General features: G+C 61.2%; 18 protein-coding genes. 15 read left to right on the top strand and 3 right to left on the bottom strand.

Annotated elements, in window-relative coordinates; all coding sequences use genetic code 11:
• The first annotated feature begins 163 nt into the window (after nt 1-163).
• The 7 genes from GA0061103_RS17405 to GA0061103_RS17370 all read left to right on the top strand — a co-directional run bounded on the left by GA0061103_RS17405 (nt 164) and on the right by GA0061103_RS17370 (nt 8,760).
• The gene (locus tag GA0061103_RS17405; protein ID WP_092714332.1) at nt 164-1,117 is read left to right on the top strand and encodes a sugar phosphate isomerase/epimerase family protein; all 954 of its coding nucleotides are present in this window, start codon (nt 164-166) and stop codon (nt 1,115-1,117) included.
• A 59-nt stretch (nt 1,118-1,176) separates the two neighbouring features.
• On the top strand, nt 1,177-2,409 hold the full coding sequence (locus GA0061103_RS17400) for an ABC transporter substrate-binding protein (protein ID WP_092713251.1): 1,233 nt from the start codon (nt 1,177-1,179) through the stop codon (nt 2,407-2,409).
• A 70-nt stretch (nt 2,410-2,479) separates the two neighbouring features.
• A complete protein-coding gene (locus GA0061103_RS17395; RefSeq protein ID WP_092713249.1) occupies nt 2,480-3,367 on the top strand; it encodes a carbohydrate ABC transporter permease in 888 nt (295 codons plus the stop codon).
• On the top strand, nt 3,367-4,251 hold the full coding sequence (locus GA0061103_RS17390; protein ID WP_092713247.1) for a carbohydrate ABC transporter permease: 885 nt from the start codon (nt 3,367-3,369) through the stop codon (nt 4,249-4,251). The genes GA0061103_RS17395 and GA0061103_RS17390 overlap by 1 nt, the downstream gene beginning before the upstream one ends.
• 4 nt (nt 4,252-4,255) lie before the next feature.
• Entirely contained in the window at nt 4,256-5,338 is a 1,083-nt protein-coding gene (locus GA0061103_RS17385; protein WP_092713245.1) for an ABC transporter ATP-binding protein, read from the top strand.
• Nucleotides 5,339-5,368: 30 nt separating this feature from the next.
• On the top strand, nt 5,369-7,021 hold the full coding sequence (locus GA0061103_RS17380) for a GMC oxidoreductase (protein ID WP_092713243.1): 1,653 nt from the start codon (nt 5,369-5,371) through the stop codon (nt 7,019-7,021).
• A 446-nt stretch (nt 7,022-7,467) separates the two neighbouring features.
• Nucleotides 7,468-8,760 carry an NCS2 family permease gene (locus GA0061103_RS17370; RefSeq protein WP_092713239.1) on the top strand — a complete coding sequence of 431 codons (1,293 nt, stop codon included), beginning with the start codon at nt 7,468-7,470 and terminating at the stop codon, nt 8,758-8,760.
• 143 nt (nt 8,761-8,903) lie between these two features.
• On the opposite strand, the gene GA0061103_RS17365 is transcribed toward GA0061103_RS17370, so the two are convergent.
• A complete protein-coding gene (locus GA0061103_RS17365) occupies nt 8,904-9,389 on the bottom strand; it encodes an ureidoglycolate lyase (RefSeq protein ID WP_092713237.1) in 486 nt (161 codons plus the stop codon).
• Nucleotides 9,390-9,938: 549 nt separating this feature from the next.
• On the opposite strand from GA0061103_RS17365, the gene uraH reads away from it, so the two are divergent.
• Genes uraH through xdhC form a run of 4 tightly spaced genes read left to right on the top strand, consistent with a single transcriptional unit; the run spans nt 9,939 to nt 15,003 of the window.
• Nucleotides 9,939-10,304, top strand: a complete 366-nt coding sequence (uraH, locus tag GA0061103_RS17355) for a hydroxyisourate hydrolase (protein ID WP_092713233.1) — start codon at nt 9,939-9,941, stop codon at nt 10,302-10,304.
• A 3-nt stretch (nt 10,305-10,307) separates the two neighbouring features.
• Entirely contained in the window at nt 10,308-11,792 is a 1,485-nt protein-coding gene (gene xdhA, locus GA0061103_RS17350; protein ID WP_092713231.1) for a xanthine dehydrogenase small subunit, read from the top strand.
• A 3-nt stretch (nt 11,793-11,795) separates the two neighbouring features.
• Nucleotides 11,796-14,150: a xanthine dehydrogenase molybdopterin binding subunit gene (xdhB, locus tag GA0061103_RS17345; RefSeq protein ID WP_092713229.1), complete on the top strand. Its 2,355-nt coding sequence runs from the start codon at nt 11,796-11,798 to the stop codon at nt 14,148-14,150.
• A gap of 4 nt (nt 14,151-14,154) precedes the next feature.
• The gene (gene xdhC, locus GA0061103_RS17340; protein ID WP_092713227.1) at nt 14,155-15,003 is read left to right on the top strand and encodes a xanthine dehydrogenase accessory protein XdhC; all 849 of its coding nucleotides are present in this window, start codon (nt 14,155-14,157) and stop codon (nt 15,001-15,003) included.
• Here the strand turns inward: xdhC and GA0061103_RS17335 are convergent.
• The gene (locus tag GA0061103_RS17335; protein WP_092713225.1) at nt 14,993-15,937 is read right to left on the bottom strand and encodes a LysR family transcriptional regulator; all 945 of its coding nucleotides are present in this window, start codon (nt 15,935-15,937) and stop codon (nt 14,993-14,995) included. The genes xdhC and GA0061103_RS17335 overlap by 11 nt on opposite strands.
• A gap of 141 nt (nt 15,938-16,078) precedes the next feature.
• Between GA0061103_RS17335 and GA0061103_RS17330 the strand changes: the two genes are divergently transcribed.
• Nucleotides 16,079-17,317, top strand: coding sequence for a urate hydroxylase PuuD (locus tag GA0061103_RS17330; RefSeq protein ID WP_092713223.1), 1,239 nt, complete (start codon nt 16,079-16,081; stop codon nt 17,315-17,317).
• A complete protein-coding gene (gene guaD, locus GA0061103_RS17325; protein WP_092713221.1) occupies nt 17,314-18,660 on the top strand; it encodes a guanine deaminase in 1,347 nt (448 codons plus the stop codon). Before GA0061103_RS17330 ends, guaD begins: the two co-directional genes overlap by 4 nt.
• A 63-nt stretch (nt 18,661-18,723) precedes the next feature.
• Here guaD and bhcR read toward each other — a convergent pair whose 3' ends face one another.
• On the bottom strand, nt 18,724-19,551 hold the full coding sequence (gene bhcR / locus GA0061103_RS17320; RefSeq protein ID WP_092714330.1) for an HTH-type transcriptional regulator BhcR: 828 nt from the start codon (nt 19,549-19,551) through the stop codon (nt 18,724-18,726).
• Nucleotides 19,552-19,744: 193 nt separating this feature from the next.
• On the opposite strand from bhcR, the gene gcl reads away from it, so the two are divergent.
• Both gcl and hyi read left to right on the top strand, forming a co-directional pair.
• A complete protein-coding gene (gene gcl / locus GA0061103_RS17315; RefSeq protein WP_092713219.1) occupies nt 19,745-21,529 on the top strand; it encodes a glyoxylate carboligase in 1,785 nt (594 codons plus the stop codon).
• A 114-nt stretch (nt 21,530-21,643) separates the two neighbouring features.
• A complete protein-coding gene (gene hyi, locus GA0061103_RS17310) occupies nt 21,644-22,459 on the top strand; it encodes a hydroxypyruvate isomerase (RefSeq protein ID WP_092713217.1) in 816 nt (271 codons plus the stop codon).
• Nucleotides 22,460-22,461: the final 2 nt, after the last annotated feature.

Here is a 22,461-nt window from a genome sequence, read left to right as displayed (position 1 = left end):
TAGCAAACGTTTGCCAAAAATCACTTGCATATAAAAACGACTTGTCTACTATTCAGGCACGGCAAACGTTTGCCAATTGCAGTGCATTGAAATCATTATGGATTATTTGCCGTGGATCGTGGTTCCGCGAGCGATCTTTCATGCCTTAAGAATGGATAGTCTCATGACCTCAACGGAACGGCTGCGCTTTGGTGTCGATCTCGTCACCTTTTTCCACCCCGGATTTTGGGGCGTGGAGGATTATGACGGCATCATCGCGCTATCGCGCAATGAGCCGCGCGCCTTCTGGGACAAGATACTGGATGCCGTGCAAGCCTCCGGCGTCACCGGCGTGGAGCTGACCTTCTCGCCCTTCAACTGGCAGGATGCGACGAAGACCTATGGTTCGGTCGAGAACTTTGCCGCAGAGCTTTCCAGGCGTGGGCTGACGCTGGCGAGCGGCTTCTTCGCAGAACTCGAAGCCGCCGGCGATTTCACCGAGGCATCCGCGCAGGCCGCCATCATCGACAAGGCCGAAAAATATGCCGAGTTTCTCAAGGCTTGCGGCAGCGACATCATGGTCATCGGCGCGCCGCTTCGCCAGACGCTCGGCGCTCAACCGGCGCGGTTCTTCGATTTCGAACAGGCGCGCAAGATTGCCGATTTCCTCAATCGCCTCGGCGCCGCTCTCTACGCCAAGGGTGTGCGGCTTGCTCTCCACACCGAGGCGCATTCGATCTTCGCGGCAGCGCGCGATGTCGATCTGCTGATGCTGCTGACCGATCCCGCCTACGTGCATATGTGCCCGGATACGGCGCATATTATCGTCGCCGGCTCCGATCCGCTGCAGCTTGTCGATCGTCACCATGAGCGCGTCATCATCGCCCATTGGAAGGATGCGCTTGGCCCGATGCCGGCCGACACCGTAATCAACGAACATATTCATGATCGCCATCGCCCGTATTTCTGCGGCTTCGGTCTTGGCCGGGTCGATTGGCCGGGCTGGGCCAGGCTGCTGCGCGACCGCGGCTACGAAGGCTGGGCGATACTCGAGCTGGATGCAGCGCCCGATCCGGCCGGCGATATCGCCAACGGGCTGACGCTCGTCAGACAGGCGCTCTTGCCGATCTATCGCTGATACCAACAATCCGAAAACGAATAGCCCCGCCAAGAGGGCTTTCCTGAAGAGGTGGAACGATGAAAGATACAGTGAAAATGCTATTGATGGGGGCCGCACTCATTACGGCCTCCCTGCCTGCCCATGCGGAAGACAAGCCGCAGGCCGAGGTAATGACTTCCTGGACCTCCGGCAGCGAGGCCGCCGCCCTCGGCGTCGTCAAACAGGAGTTCGAAAAGCGCGGCGGCGTCTGGAAGGACTCTTCCATTGCCGGCTTCGGAGCGGCTGATGCGGCTTTCCAGAACCGTTTGGTTGCGGGCGACCCGCCGACTGCCAAGCAGGCCGTGCTCGGCCTTGCCAATGCCGATTTCGTCAATCAGGGCCTTATGAACCCGATCGACGATGTGGCGAAAGCCGGCAAATGGGCCGATGTCCTGCCGAAATCGATCTACGACCTCATCTCCTATAACGGCAAGGTTTACCTCTCCCCGACCGGCGCCCACGGCGAAAGCTGGGTGTTCTATTCCAAGGATGCCTTCGCCAAGATTGGCCTTAGCGAGGAGCCGAAGAGCTGGGACGAATTCTTCGCCGCACTCGACAAGCTGAAGGCCGCCGGTATTCAACCGGTCGCCTGGGGTGGCCAATCCTGGCAGGAATCCAAGGTCTTCAACATGATCCTGCTGACCCAGGTCGGCATTGACGGCTTTCTCAGGATCTATGTCGACAAGGACAAGGGCGACGCATCGACGGCAGGCGTGAAGAAGACGCTGGATATTCTCGGCAAGCTGCGCGCCTATGTCGATGAAGGGGCCGCCGGCCGCAACTGGAACGACGCGACCGCCATGGTCATCACCGGAAAGGCCGGCGTGCAGTTCATGGGCGATTGGGCCAAGGGTGAATTCGTCGCCGCCGGCAAGGAGCTGGGCAAGGATTATGGCTGCATGCTCGCGCCGCAATCTCCGGGAATGGTCTATGTCGCCGATTCCTTCTCCTTCCCGAAGATCGCTGATGCGGCCGCACAAAAGGGCCAAACCCTGCTTGCGGAGGTCGCCATGGATCCGACCGTGCAGGTCGAATTCTCGCTGAAGAAGGGCTCGGTGCCGATGCGCACCGACGTCGACAAGACGAAGCTCGATGTCTGTGCACAAAAAGGCCTTGAGCTGATGAGCGCCGGCAAGATCGTGCCGGATCAGGCTCTGATCCTCTCGCCGCAGCAGGCCGGCGCACTCAACGACTTCGTCGACGAGTTCTGGACCAACCCGTCCGAGGATAGCGCCTCAGGTGCAGAGAAGTTCTTCGCGATCTTCGAATAGCCTTCCAGCGAGCCGATCGTCGGAGTTCCCTGTCGATCGGCTCCACCCATCCTTTCGAGAAAGTTTGCCTATGCAAACCAAGCGCAGACGTCCCCTTGCTGCGACCTTTGCCCTGCTGCCGACATGGATAGCTGCGATCTTCGTCTATATCGGCACGATGGTCTGGTCAGTGCGCCTGTCTTTCACGGATTCGACCATCTTCCCGTCGTCCAACTATGTCGGCTTTGCCCAATATGCCAAGCTGTTCCGGACATCGCGATGGCTCGCATCCCTGGAAAACGTGCTGATCTTCGGCGTTCTCTATGTCGCCGGATGCCTTGCTCTCGGCTTCGTGCTCGCCGCAGCGCTCGATCGCAAGGTTCGCTTCGAAAGCGTATTTCGCACCATCTTTCTTTATCCCTATGCCATGTCCTTCGTGGTCACCGGCCTCATCTGGCAGTGGATGCTGAACCCGACCTTCGGCATTCAGGCGACCGTCAGGGCGCTCGGCTGGCAGAGCTTCGTCTTCGACTGGATCGTCAATCGCGACATGGCGATCTATACGGTGGTCTTTGCCGGCGTCTGGCAGGGTGCGGGCCTCGTCATGGTCATCGCACTGTCAGGCATGCGCGGGATCGGCGAGGAGCAATGGAAAGCGGCGCAGATCGACGGCATTCCGGTCTGGCGCATCTATACCTCGATCATCCTGCCGCAGCTTGGGCCGGCGCTTGCCGCATCGGGCATGCTGCTCTCCATGGGCGTGATCAAGACCTATGACCTCATCGTCGCACAGACTGGCGGCGGCCCCGGCTATTCGACCGAGGTGCCGGCAAAATTCATCATGGACAATCTGTTCGAGCGCCAGAACCTCGGGCTTGCGAGCGCCGGCGCCACCGTGCTCGTGCTTTCGGTCGTCATGGCCGTCGCGCCGTTTCGCTATGCGCTTCACATGCGCGCCAGAAGAAGGGGAGCACATTGATGGCGGCTCTTCATCCCCGTGGCCCCAAACCGTCATGGCTTACGGCAGGTCAGATCGGGCTCTATGCCTTCCTCATCCTTTCGGCGCTCTTCTTCCTGCTGCCGCTCTATACGATGCTGGTCACCTCGCTGAAGTCGATGGAAGAAATCCGCCAGGGCCGCATCTTCGCATTGCCCGACACCATCGATTTCAACGCATGGAAGACGGCCTGGTCGGGAGCCTGCATGGGTACCCAATGCCTGGGCGTGCGCATCGGCTTCTGGAATTCGGTCAGGATCACCGTGCCGGCCGTGGCGATTTCCGTCTTCATCGGCGCGATCAACGGCTATGCCCTCTCCTTCTGGCGGCCGAGAGGCTCGAACCTGCTGTTCGGGCTCCTGATGGCCGGCGGCCTCATCCCATACCAGATCTTCCTCTACCCGCTGGTGCGGCTGCTTGCCAATCTGAGCCTTTATAACTCAGTAGCGGGCGTAGTCCTCGTTCACGTGATCTTCGGCCTGCCGCTGGTGACGCTGCTGTTCCGCAACTATTTCGTCGCCATTCCCGAGGAACTCTGCAAGGCGGCCCGCGTCGACGGCGCCGGCTTCTGGCGGATCTTCCTCGAGATCATGCTGCCCATGTCTGTACCCATGATCGTCGTCGCCTCGATCTTCCAGTTTACCGGCATCTGGAACGACTTCCTGATCGGCCTGGTCTTTGCCGGACGGGACAACCTGCCGATGACGGTGCAGCTCAACAATATCGTCAATACCACCATGGGCGAGCGCGCCTATAATGTGAACATGGCTGCTACCATCCTGACCGCCGTCGTTCCGCTCGCTATCTATTTCTTCTCCGGCCGCTGGTTCCTGCGTGGTGTCGCCGCCGGCGCCGTCAAGGGGTAACGCCATGCAGCCAGCCGTCTCGGTCAAGGATCTCAAGATCGCCTATGGCGATCACACCGTCATCGACAAGATGTCGATCGACATCGCGCCTCGCGAATTTCTCGTGCTGCTCGGGCCGTCCGGCTGCGGAAAGTCGACCCTTCTCAACTCCATTGCCGGCCTGCAAGATATCAGCGACGGCGAGATCTGGATATCGGACAGGAACGTCACGTGGGCCGAACCGAAGGATCGCGGCATCGGCATGGTCTTCCAATCCTATGCGCTCTATCCCCGCATGTCGGTGCGCAAGAATCTCTCCTTCGGCCTGCGCGTGGCGGGTCTTCCTAAAGCCGAGATCGAGGCGCGCATCGCCCGCACGGCTTCGCTTCTGCACCTCGACAAACTGCTCGACCGCCGCCCCTCGGAACTGTCGGGCGGCCAGCGCCAACGCGTCGCGATCGGTCGTGCGCTGGTGCGCGAAGTGAACGTCTTCCTGTTCGACGAACCGCTCTCCAATCTCGATGCCAAGCTGCGCAACGAGTTGCGCGTCGAGATCAAGAAGCTGCATCAGAGCCTCGGCAACACGATGATCTATGTCACGCACGATCAGGTCGAGGCACTGACCCTTGCCGATCGCATCGCCATCATGAAGGACGGCGTGATCCAACAGCTCGCCAGTCCATCCGAGATCTACCATCGCCCAACCAATCTCTTCGTCGCCGGCTTCATCGGGGCGCCGGCTATGAACTTCATCGAGGGCGAGATTGTCTTGAAGGCGAATACGCCTGTCTTCGAAAGCAACGGACTTGCCATCACCCTCACCGGCTATCCCTTCCTGAGCACCGTCAAGGCAGGTCCCGCGACGCTTGGCATCCGGCCGGAGCATATAGCGCCGAATGGCGCGGACGTAGGTTGGCCCACCATTCCGGGCACCGTCTCGGTCGTCGAGCCGATGGGCGCCGACACCGTGCTGTGGTTCGACTGGGCAGGCCAAAGCCTCTCCTATCGTATCATGGGAGATGCCGCCCTTCAGCCGGGTACGGCGATCACACCTGGCCTCGATATCGCCAAGGCCTCCCTTTTCGGCGCTGATGGCACTCGCCTCTAAGATCACCTCCAAAGCATACGGAAGTTATCCATGTCTCAGACTGTCTATGACGCGCTGGTGATCGGCTCCGGCGCCGCCGGCTCCTTCGCTGCCAAGGAATTGACTGCCCAAGGGCTTTCGGTCCTGCTGCTCGAAGCCGGGCCGGCGGTGACCCAGAAGGATTTCGATCCGAACCGCAAGAAGGCGCCGGCGAGCAGCATCAATATCTGGGAGCGCGCCCGCGCCACGCTCAAGGGCCAGCCCATCCAGGCGCGCGCCGCCTTCTTTACCGAGCGCTTCAGCCATTTCTTCGTCAATGATCGCAAGAACCCTTATACCACCCCGAAGGATGCGCCATTCCTGTGGATACGCGGCCGCCAGGGCGGTGGCCGCCTGCACAGTTTCGGCCGGGTGCTGCTGCGCTGGACGGACGATGATTTCAAGATCCGCTCGAAGACCGGCAAGGGCGTCGACTGGCCGCTTTCCTATGACGAGCTCGCACCCTATTATGCCGAGGTCGAAGCGAGCCTCGGTCTCTATGGCAATGAGGATGGCGTGGAGACATTGCCCGATGGCGTCTATGCGCATCCGGCAAAGTTGACGCCGGCCGAAACGACCTTCAAGACGGAGGTCGAAGGACGCTGGCCGAAGCGGCATGTCGTTTCCTGGCGCTATATCGCGCCCGACGCCGAGCGGACGCCGAAACCCCTGCGAGAAGCGTTGGCGACCGGACGGCTGACCATCCGCCATGATGCCATCGTGCGTCGTATCACCACTGACGATAGCGGCAGCCGAGCGACGGGAGCCGAGTTCATCGATCGCGTGACCGGCAAGGTCGAAACCGCGCGCGCGGCCCTCATCGTGCTTTCCGCATCGCCGATCGAAAGCGTGCGGCTGCTTCTCAATTCGTCCAGCGCTCGCCATCCTGATGGGCTCGGCAACAGCTCGGGCGCCCTCGGGCGCTATTTCATGGACCAGCTTCCATGCCTTGCCTTCGGCTCCTTCTCCAAGGCGAAGGGATGGGCGGCCGATGATTCTGCTCCGGTCGATCCCTTCTACAATCCCTCCGGCGGCATCTTCGTGCCGCGCTTTGGAGAGGGCGACGCAGGCCGCGATGATTTCGACTATCAGGGAAGCATCGGCCGGGCGCCGACGCCGGATGACGAGCCTTCCCGGCTCGCCTTCTTCGGCTTCGGCCGCATGCTGCCCTATGCCGACAATCGCATCACGCTCAGTGCAGGGCGCAGGGATGCCTGGGGGATTCCTGTGCCCCATATCCGATGCGTCATGGGCGAGGAGGAACATGCCCTGCTGCGCAGGCAGGAAGAGGTGCTAATCGACATGGTGCGTGGCGTCGGCGGCGAACTGGAATTCATCGGCTCGCCCACTGGCCTCAGGGAAATGGGCCGCGGCGCCTTCCCCGATGCCGATCCGTTCAGCCGCTTCATGTTCCGCACATGGTTTCGCAAGACCATGTGCATGGGCGCCGCCATCCATGAAACCGGCGGTGCGCGCATGGGACTGTCGAGCAAGGAATCCGTCCTCAATGCCCACAATCAGAGCTGGGACATCCCCAACCTGCTCGTGACGGATGCTTCCGCCTTTCCGGGGAGCGGCATTGCCGGCACCACGCTGACGGTGATGGCCCTGACCATCCGCGCCTGCAGGCACATTGCCGACCGATATCGCGCCGGACAAATATGATCAGACGCTGCATTCGGATTGGAGTCCACAATCTTCGGTCGGCCTCCATTTTGGATATGGAGGCTCGCCCCAATCCTCCATGGCTGCGGTCTGCGCGGGTTTCACCATCCGGCGGAAATAGTTTGGCTTTGTCACCTTGCCGCTATAAGTATCAGGCATATCCTCTTGCATGAGCTGCATCGAACGATTGCGCAGGACGGAGCGATGTCTTCGACCATCAAATAATGGCTCTGAAATCAGAAGAAATTCGCGCGGAAATAGCTTGAAAAATTAGAATGTCTTTCGCGAATTGCGGGGAAATCCGGCTCTAGCGCGTAAAGCCATTAAAAGCGCACAATCCCCCCTCGCCACGAAGCGTTGAAAGCCGCTTCTTGCGGCCCGCATCCGGAGGAGATGCAGGCAAGCCCCATGATTTCACGAGCGTCGGGAACGCTTAGGGAGGAACAATGCTTGAACGACTTTTCAAATTGAGTGAGCACGGCACGTCCGTGCGCACCGAACTCATCGCAGGCGTGACGACGTTCCTGACGATGTCCTATATCATCTTCGTCAATCCTGACATCCTGTCGACGACTGGCATGGACCGCAATGCGGTCTTTGTCGCCACCTGTCTCGCAGCCGCGCTCGGTTCCATCGTCATGGGCTTTGTCGCCAATTGGCCGATCGGCATGGCGCCAGGCATGGGGCTCAATGCCTTCTTCGCCTTCACCGTCGTTGCCGCACTCGGCTTTACCTGGCAGCAAGCGCTCGGAGCGGTTTTCATCTCTGGTTGCATCTTCGTTTTGCTGACGGTGACCGGCGTCCGCAGCTGGCTGATCGCCGGCATCCCGCATTCGCTCAGAAGCGCGATTGCCGCCGGTATCGGTCTCTTCCTGGCGATCATCGCGCTCAAGAGCGCCGGCATCGTCGTCGCCAACAAGGCAACCCTCGTTGGCCTCGGCGACCTGAAACAGACCGGCCCCCTTCTCGCGATCTTCGGCTTCTTCGTCATCGCCGTTCTCGACGCGCTGAAGGTCAGAGGCTCGATCCTCATCGGCATTCTCGCTGTCACCGTTCTCTCCTGGATCTTCGGCGTCAGCCAGTTCCATGGCATCGTTTCGGCGCCGCCGTCGATCATGCCGACCTTCCTGCAGCTTGATATCGTCGGCGCCCTCCATGGCGGCCTGGTCCACATCATCCTTGTCTTCGTGCTCGTCGAAGTATTCGACGCCACCGGGACGCTGATCGGCATTGCCAAGCGCGCAAACCTGATTCAGGAAGGAAAGCCGAACCGCTTGAGCAGAGCCTTGCTTGCCGATAGTGCCGCCATCGTTGCCGGCTCGCTGATGGGCACCAGCAGTACGACGGCCTTCGTCGAAAGCGCATCGGGCGTCCAGGCCGGCGGACGCACAGGCCTGACCGCAATTACCATCGCCGCCCTCTTCATCGCGGCCCTCTTCTTCTCGCCGCTTGCAGCTTCCGTGCCAGCCTATGCGACGGCTCCGGCACTGCTCTACGTCGCAGGCCTGATGATGCGCGAGCTGACCGAGATCGAATGGGATGACCTGACCGAAGCGGCACCCGCAGCAATCACCGCGCTTGCCATGCCCTTCACCTACTCGATCGCCAACGGCCTTGCCTTCGGCTTCATCACCTATGTCGCCGTGAAAGTCTTCACCGGCCGCTGGTCGATGCTACATCCGGCAACCCAGATCGTCGCAGCCCTGTTCGTCGTACGCTTCGCCTTCTTCGCGGATTGACGGCGGAATGAATTCAAGGCCGGGCCATTCGCTGGAATGACCCGGCCTCTTGGCATTCTGCAGGAAATGGGAATCGCTTTGGCAAAATAAGGGGCGCTGCAACCACAGCGCCCCTTATTTTGTCTGCACCGATCGATATCCGATCAGCGGATCAGGAACGTCTCGTTATAGAAATGTTCCTCCAGATTGACGCCCTTGCCGCCGCGATCGATGACCACGAAGTCGGAGATGCCATCGAGTGGTGTCAGGATGCCATGCCAGACATTGCGCCATATATTGACGCCTTGGCCGGGTCTGGTGCGGAACGCCACCGGCTCGCCCGGCCCACTGTCTGTCTCGGGAGCCGCAACGACGAGGAACGGATGATTGGACAGCGGCACGAAGGCCTGGCTGCCGAGGGGATGGCGCTCGACCATCTTCAGCTCCAGCGGCAGCGCGTAGGGCTCTCCGCGCAGCCAGCTGATCATCGTCTTCGCCTCCTCGCCGATCGCTTCGACCTTCGCGAGGTCGTGATAACGGGTGCATTTGCCCGCATTGATGGGATAGCTGTGTGCGCCTTCCATCTCGATCACGTCGCCAAAAGGGGCGAATGCGGCTCTGGTCAGCGGCTGAATTTCGATTACTTTCATCCATTATCTCCCGTTTTCATTCCTCGAAGTCACCTCAGTCTGGATTGGCGATAGGTGTTGTGAAGTTCGATGCGTGGCCTGCGGCAGGGCAGCCGCGTCCGCCCGGAGTGCCAATCGCACTCCGTCCGACCAACCTAGCCGCATTATTTCCGTAAGACAGTCGTTACGGACACTGATCCCAGGAGCCGTAAAGTCTATTCCTGGTAAGCACTGTCAGTGCATGGTTGACGGGCAAGTGGGGCGTTGCGGCCAGTGCTCGCGAGAGCCGGCAGCCGTCGCCGGCTTCTTCGTCATTCAGGGCAGATTTCTATTCCGAAGCCTGTTTCACCTTTTCAGCGAACTGCCAAAGGCTGTCGATCATGTCCAAGCATGTCGCGCCGACAGCGCACGAAACGTCCCTCCAAACGTATCCGATCATCAATTTCTAACCGCAAATCGCGCACACCATTCCCCTTGGAAAATTTGAAAGTCTCGAACGATACCGCTGCTTTTCAGTGGTACCGGCTTGGCGGATAGTGAAAACAGGAGCGCTACGTTCGGGAGAAAAACATGCAGTCTCATTCGCCAGGAGCCGGACGGCTCACGACCCACGTGTTGGATACGGCGCTCGGGAAACCCGCCCAGGGCCTGCGCATTGACCTTTTCCGTGTTGATGGCGACGTGCTGCACCTTCTGAAGTCCACCGAGACCAACGACGACGGCCGCTGCGATGCACCGCTGCTATCAGGCGAAACCATGAAGGCCGCCACCTACGAGCTGCGCTTTCATGCCGGTGACTATCTCGGCCGCACATCGGAAGGCCCGATGTTTCTCGACATCATCCCGATCCGTTTCGGTCTCGCCGATGAAACCGCACATTACCATGTGCCGCTCCTGCTCTCGCCCTATAGCTATTCCACCTACCGCGGGAGCTGAGCGATGACACCGACGACGATCCGCTCCGAACTGCGTTTCATTCTCAACGGCCAGGACATCGTTCTTACCGACATAGCGCCGGACCAGACGCTGCTCGACTGGCTGCGCCTTTCCCGCTCGTTGAAGGGCACCAAGGAAGGCTGCGCCGAAGGCGATTGCGGCGCCTGCACCGTGCTTGTGGGACGGCTGACGCCTGCCGGTGGCCTCGTCTATGAAGGCGTCAACGCCTGCATCCGCTTCCTCGGCTCGCTGGACGGCTGTCATGTGGTTACCGTCGAACATCTCGCTCCTAGCGACGATCACCTGCATCCGGTGCAGCAAGCGATGATCGACTTTCACGGATCGCAATGCGGCTTCTGCACGCCCGGCTTTGTCATGTCGCTCTACGGGCTTTGGATGCAGGCGCCGAATCCGACGGATCAACAGATCGAAACGGCGCTCCAGGGCAATCTCTGTCGCTGCACCGGCTATGAGCCGATCCTGCGCGCTGCCCGTTCCATCTCCAGCTATGGCGGAACGCAGGACGACCCGCTGCTTGTCGAGCGCGAAACGATGATCGCGCGCCTGCAGGCTCTTCGCGACGGCGCCCGTGTCGAAATCGGCGACGATCGCCATCGGCTGGTGGTACCTGCGAACCTCGATGACTTCGCCTCGGTTCTCGAAGCCTCGCCAACGGCGACCGTCGTCGCCGGCTCGACCGATGTCGGCCTGTGGGTCACCAAGCACATGCGCGACATCACGCCGGTCGTGTTCATCGCCGGGCTGCAGGAGTTGAAGTCGATCTCGGTCAAAGACGGCCTCATCACCATCGGCGCCGGTGTCACCTATTCGGAGGCGATCGCGACGCTGTCGCAGCATATCCCGGCGCTCGGGCCACTGATCACGCGTATCGGCGGCCAGCAGGTGCGCAACATGGGCACGATCGGCGGCAACATCGCCAACGGCTCGCCGATCGGCGATACGCCGCCGGCGCTGATCGCGCTCAAGGCATCACTGACCTTGCGCAAGGGCGCTGTCCGGCGCACCATCGCGCTTGAAGACTTTTTCATCGCCTATGGCAAGCAGGATCGTCAGCCCGGCGAATTCGTGGAATCCATACATATTCCGGTTCCCGCCGCTGCGGAAAAATTCGTCATCTACAAGGTGACCAAGCGCCGGGACGAGGATATCACCGCCACGCTCGGCGCCTTTCGTCTGGCCCTTGCCCCCGATGGTACAGTGGCAGAAATCCGGATCGCCTATGGAGGCATGGCGGCAACGCCGAAGCGGGCCTTCGCCGTCGAAAAGGCGCTGCTCGGCCAACCCTGGCATGAAGAGACGGTGGAGACGGCAATGGAGAAATATGCCGAGGATTATGCGCCTCTGACCGACATGCGCGCGACGGCAGAATACCGGGCGCTGGCGGCAAAAAACCTCCTGCTGCGCTTCTACCTGGAAACGACGTCCAGCGCGGCGCCGGCGCAGGTATCAAGATACGAGGCCGCATAAGCCATGAACAAGCACACTCCGGATCTCAAGCCCGAAACCATTATTGGCGGCGTTCATTCCAGCCCGCGGCACGATTCCGCCCACAAGCATGTCTCCGGCGCCGCCGTCTATATCGACGACATCACCGAACCCACGGGCACGCTTCACGCCGGCCTCGGCCTGTCCACCGTGGCGCACGGCATCGTGAAATCCGTCGATCTCTCAGCGGTGCGGGCAGCCCCCGGTGTCGTCACCGTCCTCACCCATGAGGACGTGCCTGGCGTCAACGATATCTCGCCTTCCTACATGCACGACGACCCGGTGCTTGCCGCCGGCAAGGTCGAGTTTCACGGCCAGCCGATCTTCTGCGTGATCGCCGAAACGCGCGAACAGGCCCGCCGCGCCGCAAGGCTGGCAAAGATCGAGTACGAGGAATTGCCTGCTGATATCGACATATGGGATCTCGATGTCTCGACCCATCGACAGGTGGTAACGCCGCTGACGCTGAAGCGCGGCGATGCGGCAGCCGCACTCGCAAGCGCTCCGCGGCGCGTAACCGGTCGGATGCGGCTCGGCGGCCAGGATCACTTCTATCTCGAAGGCCAGGTCTCGCTTGCCATCCCTGGCGAGGATGACGAGGTCGTCGTCCATTGCTCCACCCAGGGTCCGAGCGAGACGCAGCATATGGTCGCCCATGCGCTCGGCGTGCCGAGCAATGCGGTCACGATCGAGGTTCGCCGCATGGGCGGCGGCTTTGGCGGCAAGGAAACGCAGGCGAACCAATGCGCGGCGATCGCCGCGATCGCGGCCAAGAAGCTGAAGCGCGCCGTCAAGGTCCGGCTCGACCGCGATGAAGATATGGTAGCGACCGGCAAGCGGCATGATTTTGCCATCGACTACGATGTCGGCTTCGACGATGAGGGCCGCATCCTCGGCATCGACTACACCTTCGCGCTGCGCGCCGGTTTCTCAGCCGATCTTTCCGGCCCGGTCGGCGACCGCGCGCTGTTCCATTGCGACAACGCCTATTTCTTTCCGCATGTTCATGCGAAGTCGGCACCGCTCTATACCAATACCGTCTCCAACACGGCCTTCCGCGGCTTCGGCGGCCCGCAGGGCATGGTCGGTGCTGAGCGTGTCATCGATGAAGTGGCCTTCGCCGTCGGCAAGGATCCGCTCGAGATCCGCAAGCTGAATTTCTACGATGCTATGGGCGTCCAGGGCGAACGCAACCTCACTCCCTATCACCAGAAGGTCGAGGATTGCATCATCCAGCGCATCGTCGCCGAACTGGAAGAAAGTGCGGATTATGCCGGCCGCCGCAAGGCGATCTCAGAGTTCAATGCCAAGAGCCGCATCGTCAAGCGCGGCATCGCGCTGACGCCGGTGAAATTCGGCATTTCCTTCACCAAGACGGAATCGAACCAGGCCGGCGCGCTGGTGCATGTCTATAGCGACGGCTCCGTGCACATGAACCACGGCGGCACCGAGATGGGGCAAGGCCTGCACCTCAAGGTCGCCCAAGTGGTAGCGGAAGAATTCCAGATCGATCTCGACCGGGTGAAGATCACGGCGACGACGACGGCCAAGGTGCCGAATACATCGCCGACCGCAGCCTCTTCCGGTGCCGATCTCAACGGCATGGCAGCCCAGAACGCCGCGCGCCAGATCAAGGAACGGCTGATCGCCTTTGCGGCAGAAAGCCATCAGGTGCAGCGCGATAAGGTTCTCTTCCTGCCCAACCGGGTGCGCATCGGCGACATCGAGATGCCGTTCGACGATCTCGTCAAGAAGGCCTATATGGCCCGCGTCCAGCTTTCGGCGGCCGGCTTCTACAAGACGCCGAAGATCCATTGGGACCGCAAGGCCGGTCGTGGCCACGCCTTCTACTACTATGCCTATGGCGCGGCGTGCTCGGAAGTGTCGATCGACACGCTGACGGGGGAATATGTGGTGGAGCGCACCGATATCCTGCACGATACCGGCCGTTCGCTGAACAAGGCAATCGATATCGGCCAAGTCGAGGGCGGCTTCGTCCAGGGCATGGGATGGCTGACGACGGAAGAGCTCTGGTGGGACGGCAAGGGGCGTCTTAGAACGCACGCGCCCTCCACCTACAAGATCCCGCTTGCATCCGACCGCCCGAAGATTTTCAATGTGGCACTGACCGATTGGTCGGAAGCCTATGAGCCGACGATCCATCGTTCCAAGGCGGTCGGCGAGCCGCCGCTGCCGCTCGGCCTTGCCGTCCTGCATGCGCTTTCGGACGCGGTGGCGAGCGCCGCCGATCACAAGATCTGCCCGCGTCTCGACGCGCCGGCAACACCCGAACGGGTGCTGATGGCGATCGAGCGTCTCAAGGCGGCGAACAAGGAGTAAGATCATGCCTGCCGCCCGTGAAGATATCCGGGATTTCCTGCGGCGCGAACCGGCATCGATGCTCGTCGAGGTGACGGGGGTCGCAGGTTCGGCGCCGCGGGATGCGGACGCCTGGATGCTGGTGTCGGAGCGGGCAATCTTTGCGACGATCGGCGGCGGGGCGCTTGAATATATGGCCATCGACCAGGCGCGGCGGGCGCTGCGTTCCGGCCTTACGGCAGAGCCGATGAACGTGCCGCTCGGCCCGGAGATCGGCCAGTGCTGCGGCGGCCGGGTGGGCCTTGCCTTCACCGCCGTCAACCCCAGGCTTGCGAATGATCTCATAGCTCGGAGCGATCGCGAAATGGCCGCACGCCCGCATGTTTATGTTTTCGGCGCCGGCCATGTCGGCGATGCCCTCACCATGGCGCTTTCGCTGGCGCCGTTGCGCGTCGTACTTGTCGATACGCGGGAGGAAGAGCTTGTTGCCAGTGCCGTGCCGCGCATCGAAACCTGCCTGACGGCCATGCCGGAAGCCGTGGTGCGCGACGCACCTGCCGGCAGCAGTTTCGTGATATTAACCCATGACCACGCGCTCGATTTCCTGATTGCGGCCGAGGCGCTCAAGCGCGCGGATGCCGCCTATGTCGGCATGATCGGCTCCAAGACCAAGCGTGCCACCTTCCGCAACTGGCTGTCGCGAGAAACCGGCCAGGCGGAACTTTTCGACCGCCTCGTCTGCCCGATCGGCGGCACGGCGGTCAAGGACAAACGTCCAAGCGTCATCGCAACACTTGCCGCCGCCGAGATCATGACGGCCGCGCTGACCTGGGCGAGTGACCACGCAAAACTGGTTGGAGCCGTCAGCCGCTAGACGCCGCAGCCGCCGACTCGTCTTCGAGCAGCTTGCCGATCAGCCGCTGACAGCGCTCTGCCATGAAATCGATCATCAGGCGAACCTTCGGGTCCTGGAAGCGCTTGTGCGGATAGATGGCGGCGAGCTGAACCGGAGCGGGCGGGCTCTCCTTGAGGATTTCGACCAGCCGGCCTTCCCTGAGATAAGCCTTCACCTCGAACAGCGGCTTGTTGATGATGCCGCGGTCTTCCAATGCCCATTGGGTGAGCACATCGCCGTCGTCGCTGTCGTAGGGGCCGGCCACCTCGAACTTGCGAAGGCCTTCCGCCGTGACCAGCGTCCAGTAATATTCCTTGGAGCCGGGATAGCGCAGCAAGAGACAGTCATGCTTGTCGGCAATCAGAGAGTCGGCGGTCGCCGGCACGCCGCGGCTCGCAAGATAGGCCGGCGAAGCGCACAGCACCCGCTCGCAATTGAGGATGCCGCGCATACGCAGATTGGAATCTTCCAAAACGCCGAGCTTGAAGGCAACGTCCACGCCTTCGGCAAGGATATCTACATTATGATCCGACAGGCGCACACGCACCTCGATATCCGGATATTTGTCATGAAACTCCGGAATGCCCGAGGCGATCAGCCGCCGGCCGATACCGAGCGGCGCCGTGATCCTCAGCGCCCCCTTGGGATTACGTGAGAGATCGGCGATCGCCGCTTCCGCCTCGTTGACGGCCTCGATGATCTTCACGGCCTTTTCGTAGAAGACGCGGCCGTGCTCGGTCGGCGAGAGCTTACGCGTCGTGCGGTTGAAGAGGCGCACGCCGAGATGGCGCTCCAGCTCCTTGATGCGATTGCTCGCAACCGCGGGTGTGACGCGCTGGTCGCGCCCCGCTGCCGAAAGAGTACCGAGTTCGACCACGCGAACGAAGACACGGACATTATCAAGATAGGACATGGCACCGTTCTACCACATTGGCGCGCGGAACAAACCAGGGTTCATCTTATAGATTTTTTTGAAAGTGTTGCGGATTCACCGGGATTTTCGAGAAAATCGCATGATGGCAAACAGTCCCATAAAGATCGGGAGGGAGTTCCCATGTATGAATATGCCATCGCCTGGGATTGGCTAACCTTTGCCGTCCGCTGGCTGCACGTCATCACGGCAATCGCCTGGATTGGTTCGTCATTCTATTTCGTCGCACTCGACCTCGGCCTCAAGAAGCATCCGGCGCTGCCGCCGGGAGCGTACGGTGAGGAGTGGCAGGTCCATGGCGGCGGCTTCTACCATATCCAGAAGTATCTCGTCGCGCCGGCCAACATGCCGAACCATCTCGTCTGGTTCAAATGGGAAAGCTACGTCACCTGGCTATCGGGCTTCGGCATGCTCTGTCTCGTTTATTACGCCGGCGCCGACCTCTACATGATCGACCCCGCCGTGCTCGACGTCTCCAAGCCGGTGGCGATCGCCATTTCGCTCGGCACGATCGCGGGCGGCTGGATCATGTACGACCTGATCTGCAAGTCGCCCTTCGGCAACGACAATACCCGGCTGATGGTGGCGCTCTATTTCATTCTGGTGGCGGTCGCCTGGGGCTACACGCATCTCTTTACCGGCCGTGCCGCCTTCCTGCATCTCGGCGCCTTCACCGCGACAATCATGTCGGCCAACGTGTTCTTCATCATCATTCCGAACCAGAAGATCGTCGTCGCAGATCTTATCGCCGGCCGCACGCCCGATCCGAAATACGGCAGGATCGCCAAGCAGCGCTCGACGCATAACAACTACCTGACGCTGCCTGTCCTGTTCCTAATGCTGTCGAACCACTATCCGCTGGCCTTCGGCACGCAGTTCAACTGGATCATCGCCTCGCTCGTCTTCCTGATGGGCGTCACGATCCGCCACTGGTTCAACACCCGTCATGCCGATGCCGGCAAGCCGACCTGGACCTGGCTCGTCACCGTCGTCCTCTTCATCATCATCATGTGGCTTTCCACGGTACCAAAGATCCTGACGGGCGAACCGACTACGAAGATTTCGGCTATCCGGCAGCCCTTCATCACGGCGCAGGATTTCCCGAAAGTCCGCGATACCGTCATGGGTCGCTGCTCCATGTGCCATGCGAAGGAACCGAGCTGGGAGGGCATCATCGCACCGCCGAAGGGTGTGATGTTCGAAACCGATCGCGATATCGCCGCCCATGCCCGCGAGATCTACCTGCAGGCCGGCCGCAGCCACGCCATGCCGCCGGCCAACGCCTCGCACATTACCGACGAGGAGCGTCGCCTGCTCGTCTCCTGGTACGAAAGTGCCATCAATGGGGAGAAGACCCAATGAACGAAGTCCTGATCCGTGGCCGCGTGCTGACCTTCCTTGCCGAGCCGAAAGGCATCGATGACACCGCCTCCTATAGCTATATCGAGGACGGCGCGGTCTTCGTGCGCGACGGCAAGATCGTGGAAATCGGCACCTATGGCGACATTCGTAAGCTGGCGGATGCCGGCATCAAGATTGCCGATCATCGTCCGAACCTCATCCTCCCCGGCTTTATCGACACGCACCTGCATTTCCCGCAGACACAGGCGATCGCCTCCTATGGCGCGCAGCTGCTCGAATGGCTGAACACCTACATTTTCGTCGAGGAACAGAAATTCGCCCGCGCCGCCCATGCGGCCGAGGTCGCCGACCGCTTCATGGACGAGCTGCTATCCAACGGCACGACGACGGCCGTTGCCTATTGCTCGGTACATCCCGAAAGCGTCGATGCCTATTTCGCGGCGGCTGAAGCGCGCGGCATGGGCATGATCGGCGGCAAGGTGATGATGGATCGCAACGCGCCGGAGGCACTGCGCGATACGCCACAGCGCGGCTATGACGAGACCAAGCGGCTGATCGACAAATGGCATGGTCGCGGCCGCGCGCTTTATGCGATCAGCCCGCGCTTTGCGATCACCTCGACACCCGAGCAGATGGAAATGAGCCGGGCACTCGTCGCCGAACACCCCGACTGCTACGTCCAGACGCATCTCTCCGAAAATCGGGACGAGATCGCCTTCGCGACGTCTCTTTACCCGGAAGCCAAGGACTATACGGATATCTATGCCCGTTACGGCCTGCTCAACGAGCGCATGCTGCTCGGCCATTGCATCCATATGAGCGAAAGGGAAGTCGCAGTGCTCGCCGAGAGCGGCGCGGTCGGTGTCTTCTGCCCGACATCGAACCTCTTCCTCGGCTCCGGGCTCTTCAACGCCGGCCAGTTCGATCGGCTTGGCGCGCGCTGGTCGGTTGCAACCGATGTCGGTGCCGGAACCAGCTTCTCCATGCTCGAAACGATGGATGAAGCCTACAAGGTGTTGCATCTGCAGGGTCAACGGCTGACGCCGTTCAACTCCTTCTATCGCATGACACGCGGCAACGCTTTGGCGCTCGGCTTGGAAACGCAGATCGGTTCGCTGCAGCCGGGCGCAAATGCCGATATCGTCGTGCTCGATTCGAGTGCCAAGTCGGCGATGGAATTCCGCCTGCGTACCGCGACGACACTCGCCGAAGAGCTCTTCATCCTGCAGACCATGGGCGACGATCGCTGCGTGGCCGAAGTCTATGTTGCCGGCAAGTCGATGAAGACAAAGAGCGATAGAAAGCCGGAAGCGACCGCGCGCGAACAACTACAGTTCGCCTGACCCCTTATGCGGCGGGCCGTCGACGCCATCGTCTCTGGAGGAGAGACGATGGCGAAGGCGTTTTTAGGCCCGCTTCGATTTTCCACCCATTGCCTTCGTTAATTCTCCAGCTGCGGCCCGCACCACCGGGCCGAGCGCGGCAACCTTGTCATCCGGCAGCCGCACGGCCGGCCCGGAAATCGAAATACCGGCAACGGCCTCGCCATATTCATCGAAGATCGGCGCGGCAACGCATCGCATGCCGAGCGTGTGCTCCTCGTCGTCGATCGACCAGCCGCGCGACCGGATCTCGGCCATATCCGTCAGCAACTTGGGCAGCGTATCGCGGGTTTTGTCGGTAAAATGCTGCAGCGAACGCCCCGCAAGCAAAGCTTCGATCTGGCTATCCGCCCAGGTGGAAAGGATCGCCTTGCCGATGCCGGAGGCATGGATCGGCCCGCGGCGGCCGGGGCGGAAAAAGGCGCGCATCGGCGCATGGCTTTCCGCCTGAGAGATGAAGACCACATCGCCATCCTCTTCGATCGCGATGTTGGCGGTCTCGCCGGACTCTTCCATCAACCGCTTCAAGAACGGCCGGCTGATCGTGCCGAGCTTGCGGAAGCGCAAGTAGGCAGTTCCGATCTCGAAGGCTTTCACCCCGATCGTCCAGGCGCCGGTCTCATCGTCATGCGCCACCATGCCGTGCTGGGCAAGAGAGGTCAGCAGCCGGTGCACAGTGGAAGGCGCCATGGCCGATCTGTCGGCAAGATCGGTCAAGACGGCGCCGTCGGCTTCGGCCACCAACTCCAACAACTTTAAACTGCGATCGAGCACCTGCACGGATGAAGCCGCTGCATTCTCGGCCGGCTTCCGGCCCGGCCTGCCCCTCGTCTTTTCCCGATTCTCCGCCATGACGCTCACTTTAGACCGAACGCGCGTCGCGCAATTCGGCGCGACCTGTTTGGCTTCATGACATATCCGCTTCGCTGTGATTGTTCCAGATTCGTTGAAAATGTTTATTTCCATATGATGGGATTAATTTCCATTTTAAGATTGCACTCATCGGCGCATGCGGTACCTTCGATACAGAAACGGAGGAAATCCCATGGCGAAGATGCGCGCAGTCGATGCCGCAGTGCTGGTTCTGGAAAAGGAAGGCGTCAATTGCGCCTTCGGTGTTCCCGGCGCTGCGATCAACCCCTTCTATTCGGCAATGAAGGCACGCGGGTCGATCCGCCATGTGCTTGCCCGCCACGTCGAGGGCGCAAGCCATATGGCCGAGGGCTATACCCGGGCGCGCGCCGGCAATATCGGCGTCTGCATCGGAACGTCGGGACCGGCCGGCACCGACATGATCACCGGCCTTTACTCGGCCTCTGCCGATTCGATCCCGATCCTCTGCATCACCGGCCAGGCGCCGCGCGCCCGCCTCGACAAGGAGGATTTCCAGGCCGTCGATATCGCCAAGATCGCAGCCCCCGTCACCAAATGGGCCGTCACCGTCATGGAGCCGGCGCTCGTTCCTTACGTCTTCCAGAAGGCGTTCCACACGATGCGCTCCGGCCGTCCCGGCCCGGTCCTCATCGACCTGCCTGTTGATGTCCAGCTCGCCGAGATCGAGTTCGACATCGACACCTATGCCCCGCTTGAACCCTACAGGCCGTCGGCGACGCGGGCGCAGGCCGAAAAGGCGCTTGCCATGTTGAACGCGGCCGAGCGGCCGCTGATCGTCGCGGGCGGCGGCATCATCAACGCCGATGCTTCCGACCTGCTGGTCGAATTTGCCGAAATCACCGGCGTTCCGGTCATCCCGACGCTGATGGGCTGGGGCACGATCCCGGACGATCACCCGCTGATGGCCGGCATGTGCGGGCTGCAGACCTCGCATCGCTACGGCAATGCGACGTTGCTTGCCTCCGATTTCGTCTTCGGCATCGGCAATCGCTGGGCAAACCGTCATACCGGCAATGTTTCGACCTATACGGAAGGCCGGACCTTCGTGCATGTCGATATCGAGCCGACCCAGATCGGCCGCGTCTTTGCCCCCGATTTCGGCATCGTCTCGGATGCTGGTGCGGCGCTAAAGCTCCTCCTCGACGTTGCGACGGAGTGGAAGACCGAAGGCAAGCTGCGCGACTGGTCGACATGGGCGGAGGAGTGCCGCGACCGCAAGCGCACCATGCTGCGCAAGACGCATTTCGATCAGACGCCACTGAAGCCGCAACGCGTTTACGAGGAGATGAACAAGGCCTTCGACCGCGATACCTGCTATGTCTCGACCATCGGGCTCAGCCAGATCGCCGGCGCGCAGTTCCTGCACGTCTACAAGCCGCGCAACTGGATCAATTGCGGCCAGGCAGGCCCGCTCGGCTGGACGCTGCCGGCAGCGCTTGGCGTACGCGCCGCCGATCCGGATCGTCCGATCGTCGCGCTCTCTGGCGACTACGACTTCCAGTTCCTCATCGAGGAACTGGCCGTTGGCGCGCAGCACAAGCTTCCCTACCTGCATGTGGTCGTGAACAATTCCTATCTCGGCCTCATCCGCCAGGCCCAGCGCGGCTTCAATATGGATTTCGAGGTCAGCCTCGCTTTCGAAAACATCAATGCATCCGGCGATGCGGAGCCGGGCTATGGCGTCGACCACGTCGCCGTTGCCGAGGGTCTCGGATGCAAGGCGATCCGGGTGCGCAGCCCGAACGAATTCCAGGAAGCCTTCACGACCGCAAAGCAGCTGATGGCGGAACATCAGGTTCCCGTCGTCATCGAGTTCATTCTGGAACGCGTTACCAACATCGCCATGGGCGCCGACATCAATGCCGTCGTCGAGTTCGAGGAACTTGCCGAGCGCGGCGAGGATGCGCCGACGGCAATCCTCGCTCTGCTGGACTAGAGCGGTTCAGCTTTTCAGGGACTCTCTGAACCGCTCTATCTCTTTGTTTTCACGCAATTCCGGACGGAAAACCGCTGCGCACTTTTCCTGGAATTGCTCCAAAGGAGGAACACAATGCCGAAATTTGCGGCCAATCTCACCATGCTCTTCACCGAGGCGCCGTTTCTGGATCGTTTCGCGCTTGCCGCCAAGGCCGGTTTCGAGGGCGTCGAATATCTCTTTCCCTATGACTTTACGAAGGAAGCGCTCCGCGCCGAACTCGATCGTCATGGCCTGACGCAGGTGCTGCACAATCTGCCGGCCGGCAATTGGGCCGGCGGCGAGCGCGGCATCGCGGTCCTGCCCGATCGTATCGACGAATTCCGCCGTGGCGTTGCCTCTGCCATCGACTATGCGACGGCACTTGGCTGCAGCCAGGTCAACTGCCTTGCAGGCATTGCGCCAGCTGGCGTGCCGGACGACGTGCTGCGGACCACCTTCGTCGCAAATCTCAAATATGCTGTGACAGAGCTCGGCAAGCATGACATCCGCCTGCTGATCGAGCCGATCAATCGCTTCGATATTCCCGGCTTCTATCTCAACACGCCGGATCAGGCAGCCGCGATCATCGCCGACGTCGGCAGCGACAATCTGTTCATTCAGTACGACCTCTATCACCAGCAGCGTACCGAAGGCGAACTGATCGGCACCTTCAAGAAGCACCAGGCGCAGATTGCCCATGTGCAGCTTGCCGACAATCCCGGACGCAACGAACCGGGTACCGGCGAGATCGCCTATCCCTTCATCTTCGATGCGCTCGATGCGCTCGGCTACGACGGCTGGATCGGCTGCGAATACAAGCCGCGCACCACGACCGCGGCGGGGCTCGGCTGGTTTGCCGCAGCCGGCCGCCACGCCGAAGGCGCAGCCATTCTCAATATCAGGAGCTAACA

The organism is Martinezella multihospitum (genome assembly GCF_900094585.1).
Classification (GTDB): domain Bacteria; phylum Pseudomonadota; class Alphaproteobacteria; order Rhizobiales; family Rhizobiaceae; genus Rhizobium; species Rhizobium multihospitium.
Note: the sequence above shows the minus strand (reverse complement) of the source record. Positions and strands in the feature narration are given on the sequence as shown.

Coding starts and splice junctions, on each gene's coding strand:
- GA0061103_RS17405 (WP_092714332.1), top strand. CDS start 164: ATGACCTCAACGGAACGGCTGCGCTTTGGTGTCGATCTCGTCACCTTT.
- GA0061103_RS17400 (WP_092713251.1), top strand. CDS start 1,177: ATGAAAGATACAGTGAAAATGCTATTGATGGGGGCCGCACTCATTACG.
- GA0061103_RS17395 (WP_092713249.1), top strand. CDS start 2,480: ATGCAAACCAAGCGCAGACGTCCCCTTGCTGCGACCTTTGCCCTGCTG.
- GA0061103_RS17390 (WP_092713247.1), top strand. CDS start 3,367: ATGGCGGCTCTTCATCCCCGTGGCCCCAAACCGTCATGGCTTACGGCA.
- GA0061103_RS17385 (WP_092713245.1), top strand. CDS start 4,256: ATGCAGCCAGCCGTCTCGGTCAAGGATCTCAAGATCGCCTATGGCGAT.
- GA0061103_RS17380 (WP_092713243.1), top strand. CDS start 5,369: ATGTCTCAGACTGTCTATGACGCGCTGGTGATCGGCTCCGGCGCCGCC.
- GA0061103_RS17370 (WP_092713239.1), top strand. CDS start 7,468: ATGCTTGAACGACTTTTCAAATTGAGTGAGCACGGCACGTCCGTGCGC.
- GA0061103_RS17365 (WP_092713237.1), bottom strand. CDS start 9,389: ATGAAAGTAATCGAAATTCAGCCGCTGACCAGAGCCGCATTCGCCCCT.
- uraH (WP_092713233.1), top strand. CDS start 9,939: ATGCAGTCTCATTCGCCAGGAGCCGGACGGCTCACGACCCACGTGTTG.
- xdhA (WP_092713231.1), top strand. CDS start 10,308: ATGACACCGACGACGATCCGCTCCGAACTGCGTTTCATTCTCAACGGC.
- xdhB (WP_092713229.1), top strand. CDS start 11,796: ATGAACAAGCACACTCCGGATCTCAAGCCCGAAACCATTATTGGCGGC.
- xdhC (WP_092713227.1), top strand. CDS start 14,155: ATGCCTGCCGCCCGTGAAGATATCCGGGATTTCCTGCGGCGCGAACCG.
- GA0061103_RS17335 (WP_092713225.1), bottom strand. CDS start 15,937: ATGTCCTATCTTGATAATGTCCGTGTCTTCGTTCGCGTGGTCGAACTC.
- GA0061103_RS17330 (WP_092713223.1), top strand. CDS start 16,079: ATGTATGAATATGCCATCGCCTGGGATTGGCTAACCTTTGCCGTCCGC.
- guaD (WP_092713221.1), top strand. CDS start 17,314: ATGAACGAAGTCCTGATCCGTGGCCGCGTGCTGACCTTCCTTGCCGAG.
- bhcR (WP_092714330.1), bottom strand. CDS start 19,551: ATGGCGGAGAATCGGGAAAAGACGAGGGGCAGGCCGGGCCGGAAGCCG.
- gcl (WP_092713219.1), top strand. CDS start 19,745: ATGGCGAAGATGCGCGCAGTCGATGCCGCAGTGCTGGTTCTGGAAAAG.
- hyi (WP_092713217.1), top strand. CDS start 21,644: ATGCCGAAATTTGCGGCCAATCTCACCATGCTCTTCACCGAGGCGCCG.